The sequence below is a fragment of the Anaerocolumna jejuensis DSM 15929 genome (assembly GCF_900142215.1).
In the GTDB taxonomy this organism is placed as follows: Bacteria; Bacillota; Clostridia; order Lachnospirales; family Lachnospiraceae; genus Anaerocolumna; species Anaerocolumna jejuensis.
This window is the reverse complement of record NZ_FRAC01000042.1, coordinates 1-14,730: the sequence shown is the minus strand read 5'-3', so window position 1 is coordinate 14,730 and position 14,730 is coordinate 1. Positions and strand designations below refer to the sequence as shown.

The window sequence follows — 14,730 nt, the reverse complement described above, 5'->3', positions numbered from 1 at the left end:
GAAAAGTACCATGAAGAATTATTATTTTGATACTGTAATTGAAAAGGAGGTTCTGGAAAATTATCTTTCCAGAGCAGTAACCGCTGCCTTTTTTATTCATACAAAGACCCTGGAGGATGACTTGAGGGCATTAAAAAATATGGGAGTGAAATTCATCGGCAGGGCCTCTGGAATCTGGGAGCCGGATGAGGATGACGAAGAGCATTTCCGCAAGTCCGGCTATCTGGCTGACAGGGTCCATGAAATAGACTCTGATATTATTTTGCAGGCTTGTATCTTTGAAGCAGTATACCGTCACATTGAGAATTTTAAAGTGCCTGCCTATGTATTCGAGGCCTTTGGGCTGGAAACAGAAGACAGGGGCTTTCATTTTGAGAAAATGCGCTTTCCCCAAAAGCCCCGGGGATTTATCTGGGGAGAGGACGGAGCACTTCCGGATATCAATGAGCTGGAGACCAGGCTCTGGTTTTACTACCGCGCCACCCGGTATATCGATGCCGGCTATGAGGCTCTTCATATGGGGCAGATACACCTCTATACGGCAAATGACGTAGGAATGGTAAAAACAGCGGAATTAATCGGGATGATCCGTGACTATGCCAGAATTCACGGAAGAAGGCACAAGGTTCTGCTGGATGCCCACAGCCACGGTATCAGTATAGGGGGAAAGCTCCTTCTGGACTATCATGCCATGCCCTTTACCAGATATCCTTTATTGGATAGAAAGGGTGAGAAGCTGGTACTTGTAAGGGAGGGCTTCAGCGAAGGAGGGGAAAATCCCAACGGCTGGAGTGCGGAGGTTATGCCCTACTTAATGGAGTACGATAATTGGGGAGGTAAGGTAATAGGGGATTTTGAGCGGTATTCCTATGAAGAACGGGCCTGGATGGACTGGTGGGGCTATGACCAGATTGGGTGGTTTGCTAACCAGGATGAAGAAGGGCAGAGACATTTTTTGGAGTACACCTGTAAGTGGACGGCTATCAATAACGTGAATGCCTATTTTGAAATACCTTTCAGAAGGAGCCTGGAAAAAGCGGCTGTATATATGAAACGGGCTGATAACGGAGAGATGGATTTTCAGGATTATTATCAGCTGAATGAGAAAAGTCCTGCCTGCCCCATGGGCTTTAGCCAGGAGGAAACGGTGAAAAGGCTCTGGGAATCAGGGGATGACCTTCGTAAAAAGGCCGGAAATCCTCCGGGACTTTTGGATTACGGAGCAAAAAATATCTATGACGAAGCCACCGGTATGAAGCTGCCGGAGAAGATTGTAGTATATGGAAGCTTTCAGCCCTATGTGGGAGCAGTAAAGAATGATTCCAACAGCGAGGTTACGAGGATGTACTATATCGGGGATAATACCTACACCTTGTCGGTGGTAATACCATTTGCCGGGGAGTATGACTATGCCATATCCACCTACGGAACTCTTTCAGCAACCTACTGCTATGATACCTATCCCAGAAGCGGTTCCAGCAATAAGGGCTTCTTCCGGGTGAATAAGGATAACACAGTTGTACGGTTCCGCTACCGCTTCATGGATAATGTGGTCACCATAGAACAGTTTGAGGACTGAGAAGGCAGGGGGATTACCAGCCAAGCCGGATAAAAAAAGGGAATCTTTTATCAGATTACAGAAACATAAAGGATGTATAGGATGAATAACAAGACAAAAGAAGGAAGCAGAAATGCCATGATATTTATAAGCTTTATGCTTATTATGATAGCCATGGGGGCAAATGACAGCCTTAGGGGTATTTTTGCCATGGTATTTAGAGAGCATTTCAGATTAAATGCAACACAGGTGTCAAGCATTATTACAGTCAGCTATCTTGGAAATCTGGTATTTTTATTTCTGGGAGGGGCATTAATTGACCGTTTTCAGAAAAAACGGGTATTTATCTGTGTGCTTTTTATCTGGATGAGCGGCATCCTTCTGTTTATCCTGACGGATAATTATCTGGTCTTATTGGTGGGGATGTTCCTGTGCGTGGGCGCCTCCACCCTGATAAATACCACAATTAATATCCTTGTTCCAGTCATATTTACAGCCTCCCCGGGATTGATCGTTAACGTGCTTTATTTTGTACAGGGCATCGGAACCAGCGGCAGCCAGAATGGAATTGGAAGGCTTACGTTAGGCATTACAGCCTGGAAAGCTGTCAATATAGGGCTTATAGTCCTTGCAGCAGCGGGACTTATGGTTCTCTTTTTTCAGGATATTCCCGATGTGAAGGGAGAGAAAAAGGCGGTATCCTATAAGGCTGTTATGAAAACACCGGCTTTTCTTTTCCTTACCCTGCTGTTTGGATTTTACTTCATAGCAGAGCACGGGATACTGAACTGGCTCCTGCTCTACGGTACCCAGGAGCTTACAATGACAACAAAAACAGCGGCAGGATACCTGTCCGTATTCTTTGGCGGCATAACAGCAGGGCGTCTGCTGTTTGCCCCGGCCGTCCATAAGCTGGGAGCTGCAAAAAGCATCGGCATCTTTGGCACTATAGGTACCATATTTTATGCAGCAGGGATCCTCCTTGGAGGAAAGTGGGTGGTGCTTCTCAGCATATCCGGGTTAAGTATTTCCATCGTATATCCCACACTGGTACTTATGATACGCAGCTTCTTTAAAGAAGAGGGAATTGCAACGGCTACCGGTGCCATCATAAGCCTGGCTACGGTATATGATATTTGCTTTAATGCCTTTTTTGGAAAGCTGACCGAGTGGATTGGATTACGGGCTTCCTTTTATATCCTGCCTGCCAGTATGCTGATATTCTGCCTGCTCTACCTGGTATTTTTGAAAACGGTAAAGCCTATAAAAAACGGTTGATTCTCTCCTTCACTGCGGTAATGACCGGACCCAGCAAAAAGGCCATCATTACGGTAACAATGCCAATGGTGCTGCCTAATAAAAATCCGATGAGACAGGCGGTCATATCCCAGAAAATACGTACAAGGCGGAAAGGGACTTTCTTTAATTTCGAGGCAATAATAAATACAATGGCGTCATATGGAGCAGAGCCAAGCTCTACAGCCATGTATACAGCCGCGGAAACTATGAAGAGGAGCAGGGAAGGGATTAGAACTGCAATACGGATGCCTAAGGCTGTAAAGGCATCAGCGGGCAGGATTAGATCAAACAGCCATTTAAAAAAATCTGCGCTGTAGCCAACCAACAGCATATTGGCAAGAGTTCCCCAGCCAATCTGTGAAGGGTCATATTTAATGACCGCCAGAAATAAAACAAGATTAAACAGCACCTGCCAGGTTCCAAAGGTAAGATGCAAATGCCTGGATATTCCAAGGTTCATGGCGGAACAGGGGTCTGTCCCGAAATTTAGACGAATAAGAAACGACAGGGATAGTCCCATAAGAATAACTGCCGCAATAACTAAAAAAATCTTTTTTTTCTCTTTCAAGCCGAATTTCATTTGAGTTTTCACAAATATCCTCCCTAAATAGCTGATGCAGATTATGATGGCTGCCGGAGTTTTTATAATTCCGGCAGTCAACTTATATTACTAGGAAATGAACGGAATGTCCATTGGAAATTTTACAAGTCACAGGGCTTATTATCGTTTTCCTTTCTTGTTTTTCCCAAAGGGAAATGTTATAGTAGGCTTAATATTTGATTACCGGGTGACAAAAATGCCTGGCTTCAGCAGAACAGGGAGACTTAAGTTTTGATTCGCAAAAATGTAAGATTGCGAATTACTTCTGATTAAATTCATAATCAATCCATTCCCCATTTTCAAGTTTTTCAAACTTACCCCATTGTGGTTTCCCTGATACTCTACCCTTTATTCTTATAGGCGAAATAATATCATGTTGACAATGACTTAATGGATTACTTATATCTATCCAATCAGTTTGATTAATTTTAAAATTTTCCTCACAGGTTTCTTCCGCATCCTGAACAGAGCAAAAATAGTTATCTGCAATGGCCAAAACCCTTAAAAATGTATTTTTATGCGGAAAGGAATTAAAAACTTAATTCAACTTTTATATCCTGGAATTAATAAAAATAATATAGTAATACCAAGCTATTCTGATATAAATTTTCAGTAAGCAATGGTACTTCTTTTTTATTGTTATGAAAGCCGGGAAAGAAGCTAAAGCAGGGACAAAAAGGACTATAAATAATTTTAAGGTAGTATTTAAGACAGTTTATCATTACAATATTTTGTAGAAGGAAATTAGTTTGAAAAAACAATGTAATTTTCAATTTCCTATTTAACAGTGTCACAAGTTAGTTAGTAATATGCATGGTGAGAGTTTGAAAAATACAATTCATTTTTCAAATTTCTATTAAGGCAGAATCACAAGCTAGCTTACGATATGTAGGGAGGTTTAAGATGGGTAATTATGAATTTATCTCAGATTATAAGCATAATAAGGAACTAAGAATAAGCTTTGAAGCACTGGCACAAAAGACCTTTGGAATCCGTTTCGAAGAGTGGTATCAGCTTGGATTCTGGCGGGAGGCTTACATTCCCTATTCCATAATGGATGGCAGGCGGATTATCTCCAATGTATCTGTAAATAAGATGTCATTTCATTGCAACGGAAGAAAAAAATTTTTCCTGCAGCTTGGTACGGTAATGACAGATACGGAGTTCAGGGGAAAGGGATTAAACAGGCAGCTGATAGAACGGATCTTAGCGGATTACAAGGATACCTGCGAGGGAATTTATCTCTTTGCCAATGACAGCGTATTGGATTATTACCCGAAATTCGGATTTGAAAAGGCTGCAGAATATCAATACAGTAAAAAAGTAAGAAACACAGGCGAAAAAAAGGCTGTTCCATGGCCCATGACAGATAAGAGCAGTTATGCTTACCTGGAGGAGAGGATAAGGAAAAGCTGGAAAAACAGCCTTTTTGAGATGGATAATGCCGGCCTTTATCTGTTTTACCTCACATACTTTATGAAGAATTCCGTGTATTATATAGAAGAGCTTAAAACCTATGTAATTGCAGAGGAAGAAGAGGGCACCCTCTTTCTGCATCAGGTTATATCAGAGCAGGAGGCAGAGCTGGATAGGATAATTGCTGCTTTTGGAAAGGATATCACAAAAGTGGTATTAGGGTTTACACCTCTGTCTTCCCAGGGATTTGACAGGGAGGAACTAAAAGAAGAGGATACCACCCTATTTATCCTGGGAAAGGGATGGGAGGAATTCCGGAAAGGGCAGCTGCGGTTTCCGGTGCTGTCCCATGCATAGGTCATCAGTGAGCAAAAGGGGGTATTTATATGGATGAGAAACAACAACAAGAACTGGAAGAATTAAAGGAGTGGCTGGAAGAAACAAAGGATACGAAGCTGGAAGAAATGGGACAGTTTTTTGGAGCAAGGATAAACATTTATGAGGAGCATATGACTCCCTGGAAGGACTATTATACCTGGATGGCACAGATACTTCCGGAAGGAACGAAGGAATTGCTTGATATTGGATGCGGAACAGGGCTTGAGTTAGACGCCATCTTTGGAAGATTTTCAGAAATGCAGGTGACTGCCATCGATTTATCTGAGGAGATGCTGGGGCAGCTTAAGGTAAAGCACGGGGATAAGAACCTTCATTTCCTATGCGGAGATTATTTTAAGGTATCCTTCGGGGAGGAATGCTATGATGCAGCAATATCCTTTGAAACACTTCATCACTTTATATCAGACAGAAAGATTGAGGTGTTTCGAAAGCTGTACAACAGTTTAAAACCGGGAGGGTGTTATATTGAATGCGACTACATAGCAGGCTCCAGAGAAGCGGAGGAATTATTACTTGGGGAATGTATGCGCAGAAGGAAACGGGATGGTATACCCGAAGAAGCTTTCGTACATTTTGATATTCCCCTTACCCTGGAACATGAAATAGAAATTTTGAAAGAAGCCGGGTTTGAGAAAGTTGAAGTTCTGGGATATTTAGGAGAGAATCGGACACCAATGATAAGAGCGTGGAAGAAGCAAGATGCTTACAATTTCCAACACATCTAAAATAACCGGATTACGGAATGAAAAATAAGGGTTCCCTATGGTCCTGCTTTTATAAAATTGAAATAGACAGATGTGTCCATTGTAAAAAACCTTGCTAAATAATAATATACTTATAAAATATCTTTGCAACTATAAGCAAAAATTGAGCTATTTTTGATACGATATGGTGTGCCAGAGAGAAAGATTATTTTTTTGAATTATCTTGATATATTGAAGTAGAATAAGATAAATACAGTTATTACACATGATAAAAATATTGTGGATTTTTGGAATAAAGCAATAATAATAGGAGATTGCTAAGATGAGGTATATCTTATACATGGCAGGGGTAATTATTTTCGGAACGATTTTTAATATTTGCTGCACAGGGAAAAAAGGGGCACAGAATTATAGTGTTAAACGTTATATGCATAAAAGCATATTAGAAGATTTTGATGAAGAACGAAAAAATATAGATAAGCTCATGAAGTAAAATAGTAAAATCCACTTATATTTGAACGCAGTCAGGTGTATAGAGAGGAAATGTGGTGAAAAAACATAATCGCAGAGTGCTGCCAGTCCTGCTTGTGATAGTAATGTGCATTGTACTTATCAGCGCAATCGGGCTAAACAGGAAAAAACATTCCTTGGAAGAAACCATGCAGGCCTGGAAATCAGGAGTCAGTATGGAGACTATTGACACGGATACGAATTATCTACAGAGATTAGAATCCTATAGCAAGGGTTTAAAAAAACAATATATGGATTATGTAGTATATCAAAAAGAAGATACGGTTTTAATTGCGCCAGAGCAGATTTTAAGCTACCGGATTCACTATAAGAGCGGAGCAGAAACCATTGACGGTTATGTAGCAGCACCAAAGGATTATATGGAAAAAGCATATCCTGTGTTGATTTTTAATCGCGGAGGAAATAGACATTACGGAGAACTGGACCCAACGACGATTGAATACTTTGCTAGATACGGGTTCATAGCCATGGGTTCGCAATATCGTGGCGGTGGGGACAGTACCGGCGAAGATAAATTCGGCGGCGCAGATGTACAGGATGTCATTCAGCTGATTGACTATGCAAAAAGACTAAATTGCACAAACAAAAAATTGTATATGTTTGGATGGTCCCGAGGTACAATGGAGGCCTATATCATTTTAAGCCGTGATAAGCGTGTTGATGCGGCAGTCGTAGGTGCAGGAGTTACAGATTTGAATAAATTTTATGTGGAAATGAATCAGATAGGAAATTCAGAAATGACCGGGATTTTACGGGAACTGGTGGGAAATCTAAAGACAGACAGCGGGGAATATGAAAAACGTTCGGCAATCAATTGGAAGGACAGGATAGATACACCGCTGTATATTGTACATGGAACAGCGGATGAAAGAGTGCCATACCACCATTCGGATGACTTATATAAAGTAATGATTTCCCTGGGAAAGGACGTTAAGCTGACGCAGTATCCCGGAATGAATCATTCAGAACCTCTATGGACATTTTTGGATGATTATTTCTATTGGCTTAAGCAGCATTAGAGCAGCATAGAAGGAACGAAAAATAGATATTTTGTAGATATTTATATAGTAAACTTTCAATTGCAGGCAGGAGAATAACAATTTTAACTTTCGTTGTTTAAAGGGATACTGCCATAGGAATATTATAAAGGGATTGATTATGACTTATAAAATACTCATTGCAGACGATGAAGAGGATATACTAAGAATGTTAAAGGACTACTTCGAGCTGTCCGGGTATCTTGTATATACTGCGGACAGCGGGTATTCAGCCATTGAAAAAATAGAAGTAAATCCGGATATCATTCTGCTGGATGTCAATATGCCCGATATGGATGGATTCTCTGTGTGTAAAAAAATAAGGGACCATGTAAATGCTCCCATTGTTTTTCTGACTGCCAAGGTGCAGGAGCAGGATAAGATCAATGGGCTTTTGCTTGGCGGGGATGACTATATTACAAAGCCCTTTAGCCTGGAGGAATTACATGCCAGGGTTGTTGCACATTTACGCAGGGAAGGAAGGCAAAAGGGAACCCAGAAGGTAAGAATGGCAGGAGAGCTGCTGATTGAATATGATACCAGGAAAATATTCTGGGGCGAGGAAGAAATAGGCCTGACCAGAACAGAATTCGACATTGTAGAAATCCTGAGCATTCACAAAGGACAGATATTTGATAAGGAAACAATCTATGAAAAGCTTTGGGGTTTTGATAAGGAAGGAAGCAGCAGCATCATAACGGAGCATATCAGAAGGATTCGGACAAAGATTGGATGTTACTATCAGAAAGAGATTATAGAAACGGTTTGGGGAGTTGGTTACCGATGGATTATATAGAGAAGCAGGTAAATAAAATTAAAGTGTTTTTAAAAAATTCCAGTCTGAAAAAAGCACTGGGATTTTATATTTTAATTGCAATTTTTGCTTGCGGACTTTGCTATTATGCTACCTATCTGTTTTGTGAGGGATGGAAGAATGTCATTATGTCATTGGAAGGAATAGAGAACTATGCTGTCATTTACAGGGACAGCCGGGGTTATACCATTGACACGGAGGCTCTGCCGAAAAGCGTTAACAATAAGCTAAGGCTTCTGGAAGGAGTGGAAGCAATTTCTGTCTTTCTTTATGCTAGTATTGCCATTGTTATGGTCAGCCATATCTATTATAAAAATAAATTAATGGAACCCCTGGAGGTTCTGAAAAAAGAAATGGAAGCCGTGGCCAGGGATGACCTCAGCATGGACTGCCGTTATCTAAGCGGAGACGAGATGGGTGACATCTGTGAGGCTTTTAACCAGATGCGCCTTCAGCTCATCAACAACCGGAAAAATACCTGGAAGCTGGTGAGGGACCAGAGGGAATTAAATGCTGCCTTTGCCCACGATATCAGAACTCCGCTGACGGTTATGAAGGGCTACACCCAAATACTCCGTATGTTCCAGCCGGGAGGGCAGATTTCCGAGGAGAAGCTGTGGGAAACCCTGTCTCTGATCGAAAACCAGGTAGACAGGCTGGAGCGGTTTGCCGATACTATGAAAGAAATTAATACCTTTGAGGAACTGGAATTAAAAAGGGAGAAGAGTACAGCAAAGGAGCTTGCTGCCAGAATAGGGCAGCTTCTTTCCGGAATGTCAGCTTCGGCACTTTCTATTGATTTGACCGTGGACGAGTCCTGTAATGAAGCGGAAATTTTTCCGGATACGGGGGCAATCCTAGAGGTGGCAGAGAACCTGATGGGAAATGCATTACGGTATGCAACGGAAAAGATTTGGCTGCAGCTTCAGATAGAAAACGGAAAACTGTTCCTCTATATAAAGGATGATGGTGCAGGCTTTGAAAAAAAGGCTTTGGCCAACGCAAAAAACCCTTATTTTACAACGGAAAAAGGGCATTTTGGCCTGGGGCTTACCATTTGCAGGCTCCTGTGTGAAAAACATGGGGGCAGCCTTGAAATAACCAATGGTATCCACGGCGGCGGTATAGTTTGTGCAAGTTTTTTTGTAATGTAGTGAAAAGATAGATATTTAGATTATAAAATAAAATTATCCCGGTAAAGGGGTGATTTTATTTTTCCGGGATACAGACGGTTGCTGCTGCAAAGCGTAATCATAGTAAGGAATGGAAAGGAAAGGGCTGATATGAGTCAAGAGATTATTCTAAAAAACGTAAGCAAATTTTACGGGAAAAAGAAGGCCGTTGACGGTATTGATCTTACTATAAGTGAGGGGATGTTCGGGCTTTTGGGAAGAAACGGAGCTGGCAAAACGACCCTGATGAAAATACTTGCTACCCTGCATAATCCAACGGCAGGAGAAGTTACTATCAATGGAATAAATATCAAAGAGGCCAGGGAGATACGCAGTATGACAGGATATCTGCCCCAGGATTTCTCCATGTATGGAGGAATGAGTGCTTATGAGGCAATGGATTATCTGGGAACCCTCTCAGGGATGAAGAAGGAGGAGAGAAAGAAACGTATTCCGGAGCTTCTTGATAAGGTGAATCTGTCCGCCAATTACAGGACAAAGGTAAGGGCCATGTCAGGCGGAATGAGAAGAAGGCTTGGCATCGCTCAGGCAATCCTTCATAATCCCCGGATTCTGATTGTGGATGAGCCTACGGCAGGGCTGGACCCGGAGGAGAGGGTACGCTTTCGAAATCTTTTATGTGAGATTGCCCAGGACAGGATTGTGATTCTCTCCACACATATTGTGGGAGATATAGAAGCGACCTGTGAGGATATTGCAGTGCTGGATAATGGGAAGATTATTTTTCGGGGAACCGTAAGAGAGCTGATAGAAATGGCAGAAGGAAAGGTTTATAGGGCGGAAATATCCAGAATGGAGTTGGAGGAATTAAAAGCCAGACATATTGTTACCGCTATATTATCGAAGGGTAGCATGGCTGAGGTACGATTTCTCTCAGAGGAAAGCGCCCCCTTTGAAAAGGCCGTACTTACGGAGCCCAATGCCGAGGATGCCTATCTTTATCTGATGGGAAAGGAAGGGGGCAAACCAGTATGTGGCTGACCCTGTTTCGAAAGGAATGTAAAATCTGGAGAAAAAGCATTCTGTTTTTCGGATATCTGGCAGTTATCCTGTTCTTTTATCTGACACAAATGGGCTCTGAGGATATTCCCACAGAGCCAAAGGCCGGACAGGAAAGCTATGGCTATCATTACAGCACCGACAAAAAGGTAATTATGGAGACTGCCACGGACAGTCTGCTGCAAGAATACTGCAATGGAGCATATACGACCTATCCAATTGGATTTTACAAGTCCGTCCGGCTGGATAAAGAAAAAACTGAGAAAATCAAAGCATTGCTGTTAAAGCTGACGGACACAACCTCCGAGGAATTTAATAAGGCCACTGAGTCTTATAATAATGAAATCACAAATCTGGGAAATAATAAAATCCTAGTTCAGAAAGATACAAGCTCTTTGAAACTGAAGATTTCCGGGAACGTGACCTATGATGAATTTCTTGGGTATATGAATCAGGCGGCGAAGCTTATCGGAAGGGGCAGTATGTATGGGAAAACCTATCTGACGAGTAATGCAAGAGTACCTGTTACCTATGAGGAGGCATTGAAGGACTATAATCAGATAAAGGAGAAGGACCGCTTTTCCGGTGCCTATGCCAGACTGTTCTGCGACTATTTCGGTATCCTTTTAGGACTTATACCGGTATTTTTTGTTACCTCCAGAGTACTAAAGGATAAGCACAGCCATGTAAACGGTGTGCTTTACGGAAAGAGTGCCTCGTCGGCGGCTATCATAACGGCCCGCCTGGCAGCCATATGCTTCATGCTGTTTCTGCCTGTATTGCTCCTATCCCTGCTTCCTCTGTCCCAGGCAGTTTATGCTGCCAAAAATGCAGGAGTTACAGCGGATTACTTTGCTTTTCTAAAGTACTGTACCGGATGGCTTCTGCCGAGTATTATGGTTGTGGCAGCTTTGGGGTATTTCCTGGGAGAGCTGACAGAAGGGGTATTTCCTATTCTGATCCAGGTAATCTGGTGGTTTGTGTCAATTCTGGCGGGAGTCAGCCGGATGACGGGCAACTTCGGCTTTAACCTTGTTCCGCGGTTCAATACCCTGGGAGAATATGATGTCTTTCATAGAACCTTTGGACAGCTTGTGGCTAACCGTATCCTTTACACCGCAGCGGCCCTGGTTCTTGTGACAGCCCTCATTTATCTTTATGACTGCAAGAGGAAAGGAATCTATCGAAATAATGGAAAAGTATCAAAAATTTTTGTACGTAAATCTAAAGCATAATCTGTTAATTCCTTCAGCGCTTGTACTGGTGCTCTGTCTGCTGTCACCCTTTCTTATAGGGCTTGAGAATCTGGATGGTGCGCAGGCGGCCAAGGTCATTGAGGTATTCTTAAGCCTTATCGGGATTATACTTTTAATGACCGTATTTGCACCGGATATTGATGGGGATATCAGGGATATTATAGCCTCTAAAAAAGAATCCATGGTATCAGCCCATCTTCTTCGCACACTGTCAGCGGTAGTTCTGCTGGCAGCAGTGGGGGTATTGTTCCTTTTATGGATGTGGGCAGGTGGCTGCCGTTTTTCTTTCCCTAAGCTGTTTTTTGGCTTCCTGGCAAACAGTATCTTTTTAGGCGGACTGGGGACATTTTTCTTCTCTCTTTCCAACCAGCCGGTCTTAGGATATATGATGTCTATTCTATACTTTTTAATTAATTTTGGAACCGGCAGGAAATACATGGGCAATTTCTTTTTGTTTTCGATGCAAAACGGAAGCTTTACCGAGAAGTATTATCTTTTGGCAGGCGGAGCTGCCCTGCTGCTTCTGGCAATTATATGGCGGGATGTTCTCTGGAAGAAATTGATATAGAACCTTAGGGTAAAAGTTATAGACTCAAGCTTCAAAGCTATAAGATTCCAGTTTAATGTGCCTGGCAGGAATAGGCCTGTAATATTCAAATATCAAATGAGGAATAGTGGGTTGTTCAAATGGGATGTTTTTTGGATGGATTTATCTGTCTGGGGAACATCCTTTTTTGAGTAATCAATTTTTATAATAGGTTTATTAACGGAGTGCTTGCTTGTCCGGGAATTCTTATTGGAGGCTGCTTATAAATTCTAGCTGTATGTTCTTAAATTCTTTCCGGATTTGTTGAAATTACAATTTATAGAAGATATAATAATAGTTACAAAATAGCGTAATAAAAGCCAGGCTGCTTAATGGATGAGTATGCCATGAAGGTATTATTTGAAAAGCTAATGTTGTTATAATAATTTGAAAATTGGAAAAACTCCACCGGAGGAGGTACTTTATGGAATGGAATAAATTATTGGCGTTAAATACACAGGTCGTAAGAGAGGAAGAACCAAGGGATTTTGAAAAATATCCAATCAGTGATCTGGAAACAGATTATAAAGCTATTATATCCAGTGCGGCCTTTAGAAGGCTGCAGGATAAGACACAGGTATTTCCCCTGGATAAAAGTGATTTTGTAAGGACAAGGTTAACACATTCAATCGAAGTTTCTACGATAGCCAGGCAATTGGGTATTATGATTACCAGGAATACTTCCCAATATCTACAGGAGGACTTTAAAAACAACAGCAAGTATACGGATGAAATACCGGTAGTATTGTCATGTGCCGGCCTGCTGCATGACCTCGGGAATCCGCCCTTTGGCCACTTTGGTGAGGTAGTTATTGGTGAGTGGTTTAAAAAAGAATTTAAAAATACAAATTTTAAATTTAAAGGAAAACCGGTAGCTAAAGTTTTACAGGAACAAATGAAAAAGGACCTGGAAAATTTCGAAGGTAATGCACAGGCATTGAGAATTCTTTCAAAAGTAAAAAATAAGGAAGAAGGCTATGATGTAAACTTAACATATGGAGTATTAAATACACTTATAAAATACCCAACGAACTCAATTGATTTTGACGCCGAGAGTGAGGATATCAAAAAGCATAAGCCCGGATATTTTTATGCAGAAAGAAATACAATGGAATATATCTGCATGATTACAGGGACAAAGAATAAGAATGAATATGTACGTCATCCTCTTGTATATTTAATGGAGGCGGCAGATGATATAGCATATGCAACGGCTGATTTGGAGGATGCTGTAAAAAAAGGCTTGTTTTCATTGAATCAGTTTATTGACTATTTTAACAGAGCGATTAATGATATTACAAATTTGTCCCATAAGAAATATACCCAGGAACTGATTTCAGATTTGGAAAAACGTCTTGAGGGAAGTGACAGAAGCACGGAGGGGGACCTGGTCGCTTTTCAAAAGTGGATGGAATATGTGAGGAAATGGTTGATGTACATAGTATCCTATAGATTTTCCAAAAGCTATGACGATATTATGAGCGGTGCATTTAAACAGGATATGTTCTATGAAACAAACCATCAGGAGTCAATTAAAATCTTAAAAGGCGCAATGAAAGAGTTTGTATATGACAATAAGGAAATATTAAAGTTAGAATTGTCGGCCCGGAAAATTATTACGGCATTACTGGATGATTTCATTTATGCGGTATTATACTGGGATGCTGAAAGCTCTGTAGAGGGTGAGGAGTATAGGATTTCAAAAGCTGATAAAAAGTTGATCAATATAATATCCGCTAATTACAAAGAAGATTACAGGTGTGCAAAGACAGATAATGAGGCTGAAAATTTATATTTGCGATTTTTAATGGTCACGGATTATATCAGCGGAATGACGGACTCTTATGCGAAGAATTTATATCAGGAATTAAATGGACTGAAATAAAATTTACTTACTCTCCCGTAATAGATTTGAATAAGAAACAGCTGTAAACAAAATAAGCCCGGGTTATAAAATAATATGATTAGTACGACAAATGGGCAGTTTTTCGCAAGGGGACGGCAATTTGCACAAAATAGTAAGCTTCCTGCTTCGATTACAATGTATAAGAAGTCCTAATTCTCTGAAGCTTTTGTGCTGGACATATCATCAAACAGATAACTCGTGGGCTCAGACAATCTGTTTGATGATATAGCACAAAAGCTTCAGAGAAAAGGACTTCTAATACATTTCCATAGGCGCAGGAAGCTTTCTATTTTGTGCAATTGCCTTTAGCTATATAGAAACAGGGCATTTGATGAGCTAATCATAATATACTTTGAGCTTTGATTTAAAATTAATAAAAGAGTTAATGAAGTTATGAAGTATAACTTGAAGGATTGATATAAAAATAGCTT

The 14,730-nt window shown here is 41.0% G+C and carries 14 protein-coding genes; 12 read left to right on the top strand and 2 right to left on the bottom strand.

The window, feature by feature from the left end:
* The first annotated feature begins 10 nt into the window (after positions 1–10).
* Positions 11–1,579 (top strand): hypothetical protein, encoded by a 1,569-nt coding sequence (locus BUB77_RS26965; RefSeq protein WP_073280282.1) that lies wholly within the window; start codon positions 11–13, stop codon positions 1,577–1,579.
* Positions 1,580–1,660: 81 nt separating this feature from the next.
* Positions 1,661–2,836: an MFS transporter gene (locus tag BUB77_RS26960; RefSeq protein ID WP_073280281.1), complete on the top strand. Its 1,176-nt coding sequence runs from the start codon at positions 1,661–1,663 to the stop codon at positions 2,834–2,836.
* On the opposite strand, the gene BUB77_RS26955 is transcribed toward BUB77_RS26960, so the two are convergent.
* Positions 2,820–3,449, bottom strand: coding sequence for a YczE/YyaS/YitT family protein (locus tag BUB77_RS26955; protein WP_242962596.1), 630 nt, complete (start codon positions 3,447–3,449; stop codon positions 2,820–2,822). The two genes, BUB77_RS26960 and BUB77_RS26955, sit on opposite strands and share 17 nt — an antisense overlap.
* Before the next feature lie 268 nt (positions 3,450–3,717).
* Positions 3,718–3,954, bottom strand: coding sequence for a hypothetical protein (locus tag BUB77_RS26950; RefSeq protein WP_073280280.1), 237 nt, complete (start codon positions 3,952–3,954; stop codon positions 3,718–3,720).
* A 407-nt stretch (positions 3,955–4,361) separates the two neighbouring features.
* Here BUB77_RS26950 and BUB77_RS26945 point away from each other — a divergent pair, with 407 nt between their 5' ends.
* The 10 genes from BUB77_RS26945 (at position 4,362) to BUB77_RS26905 (ending at position 14,278) form a co-directional block, all read left to right on the top strand.
* On the top strand, positions 4,362–5,231 hold the full coding sequence (locus BUB77_RS26945) for a GNAT family N-acetyltransferase (protein ID WP_073280279.1): 870 nt from the start codon (positions 4,362–4,364) through the stop codon (positions 5,229–5,231).
* A 29-nt stretch (positions 5,232–5,260) separates the two neighbouring features.
* Positions 5,261–5,998 carry a class I SAM-dependent methyltransferase gene (locus tag BUB77_RS26940; protein ID WP_084124793.1) on the top strand — a complete coding sequence of 246 codons (738 nt, stop codon included), beginning with the start codon at positions 5,261–5,263 and terminating at the stop codon, positions 5,996–5,998.
* Between the two features lie 301 nt (positions 5,999–6,299).
* On the top strand, positions 6,300–6,470 hold the full coding sequence (locus BUB77_RS30185; RefSeq protein WP_170866767.1) for a hypothetical protein: 171 nt from the start codon (positions 6,300–6,302) through the stop codon (positions 6,468–6,470).
* Positions 6,471–6,525: 55 nt separating this feature from the next.
* A complete protein-coding gene (locus BUB77_RS26935; RefSeq protein ID WP_073280278.1) occupies positions 6,526–7,527 on the top strand; it encodes an alpha/beta hydrolase family protein in 1,002 nt (333 codons plus the stop codon).
* 139 nt (positions 7,528–7,666) lie between these two features.
* Positions 7,667–8,341 (top strand): response regulator transcription factor, encoded by a 675-nt coding sequence (locus tag BUB77_RS26930; RefSeq protein ID WP_073280277.1) that lies wholly within the window; start codon positions 7,667–7,669, stop codon positions 8,339–8,341.
* The gene (locus BUB77_RS26925) at positions 8,329–9,513 is read left to right on the top strand and encodes a HAMP domain-containing sensor histidine kinase (protein WP_073280276.1); all 1,185 of its coding nucleotides are present in this window, start codon (positions 8,329–8,331) and stop codon (positions 9,511–9,513) included. Before BUB77_RS26930 ends, BUB77_RS26925 begins: the two co-directional genes overlap by 13 nt.
* 129 nt (positions 9,514–9,642) lie before the next feature.
* A complete protein-coding gene (locus BUB77_RS26920) occupies positions 9,643–10,533 on the top strand; it encodes an ABC transporter ATP-binding protein (protein ID WP_073280306.1) in 891 nt (296 codons plus the stop codon).
* Positions 10,524–11,786: an ABC transporter permease gene (locus BUB77_RS26915; protein WP_073280275.1), complete on the top strand. Its 1,263-nt coding sequence runs from the start codon at positions 10,524–10,526 to the stop codon at positions 11,784–11,786. Before BUB77_RS26920 ends, BUB77_RS26915 begins: the two co-directional genes overlap by 10 nt.
* Complete coding sequence (locus BUB77_RS26910) at positions 11,743–12,375, top strand: hypothetical protein (protein WP_073280274.1); 633 nt, start codon at positions 11,743–11,745, stop codon at positions 12,373–12,375. The genes BUB77_RS26915 and BUB77_RS26910 overlap by 44 nt, the downstream gene beginning before the upstream one ends.
* Before the next feature lie 442 nt (positions 12,376–12,817).
* The gene (locus BUB77_RS26905; RefSeq protein WP_073280273.1) at positions 12,818–14,278 is read left to right on the top strand and encodes a deoxyguanosinetriphosphate triphosphohydrolase; all 1,461 of its coding nucleotides are present in this window, start codon (positions 12,818–12,820) and stop codon (positions 14,276–14,278) included.
* Positions 14,279–14,730: the final 452 nt, after the last annotated feature.

Coding starts and splice junctions, on each gene's coding strand:
- BUB77_RS26965 (WP_073280282.1), top strand. CDS start 11: ATGAAGAATTATTATTTTGATACTGTAATTGAAAAGGAGGTTCTGGAA.
- BUB77_RS26960 (WP_073280281.1), top strand. CDS start 1,661: ATGAATAACAAGACAAAAGAAGGAAGCAGAAATGCCATGATATTTATA.
- BUB77_RS26945 (WP_073280279.1), top strand. CDS start 4,362: ATGGGTAATTATGAATTTATCTCAGATTATAAGCATAATAAGGAACTA.
- BUB77_RS26940 (WP_084124793.1), top strand. CDS start 5,261: ATGGATGAGAAACAACAACAAGAACTGGAAGAATTAAAGGAGTGGCTG.
- BUB77_RS30185 (WP_170866767.1), top strand. CDS start 6,300: ATGAGGTATATCTTATACATGGCAGGGGTAATTATTTTCGGAACGATT.
- BUB77_RS26930 (WP_073280277.1), top strand. CDS start 7,667: ATGACTTATAAAATACTCATTGCAGACGATGAAGAGGATATACTAAGA.
- BUB77_RS26925 (WP_073280276.1), top strand. CDS start 8,329: ATGGATTATATAGAGAAGCAGGTAAATAAAATTAAAGTGTTTTTAAAA.
- BUB77_RS26920 (WP_073280306.1), top strand. CDS start 9,643: ATGAGTCAAGAGATTATTCTAAAAAACGTAAGCAAATTTTACGGGAAA.
- BUB77_RS26915 (WP_073280275.1), top strand. CDS start 10,524: ATGTGGCTGACCCTGTTTCGAAAGGAATGTAAAATCTGGAGAAAAAGC.
- BUB77_RS26910 (WP_073280274.1), top strand. CDS start 11,743: ATGGAAAAGTATCAAAAATTTTTGTACGTAAATCTAAAGCATAATCTG.
- BUB77_RS26905 (WP_073280273.1), top strand. CDS start 12,818: ATGGAATGGAATAAATTATTGGCGTTAAATACACAGGTCGTAAGAGAG.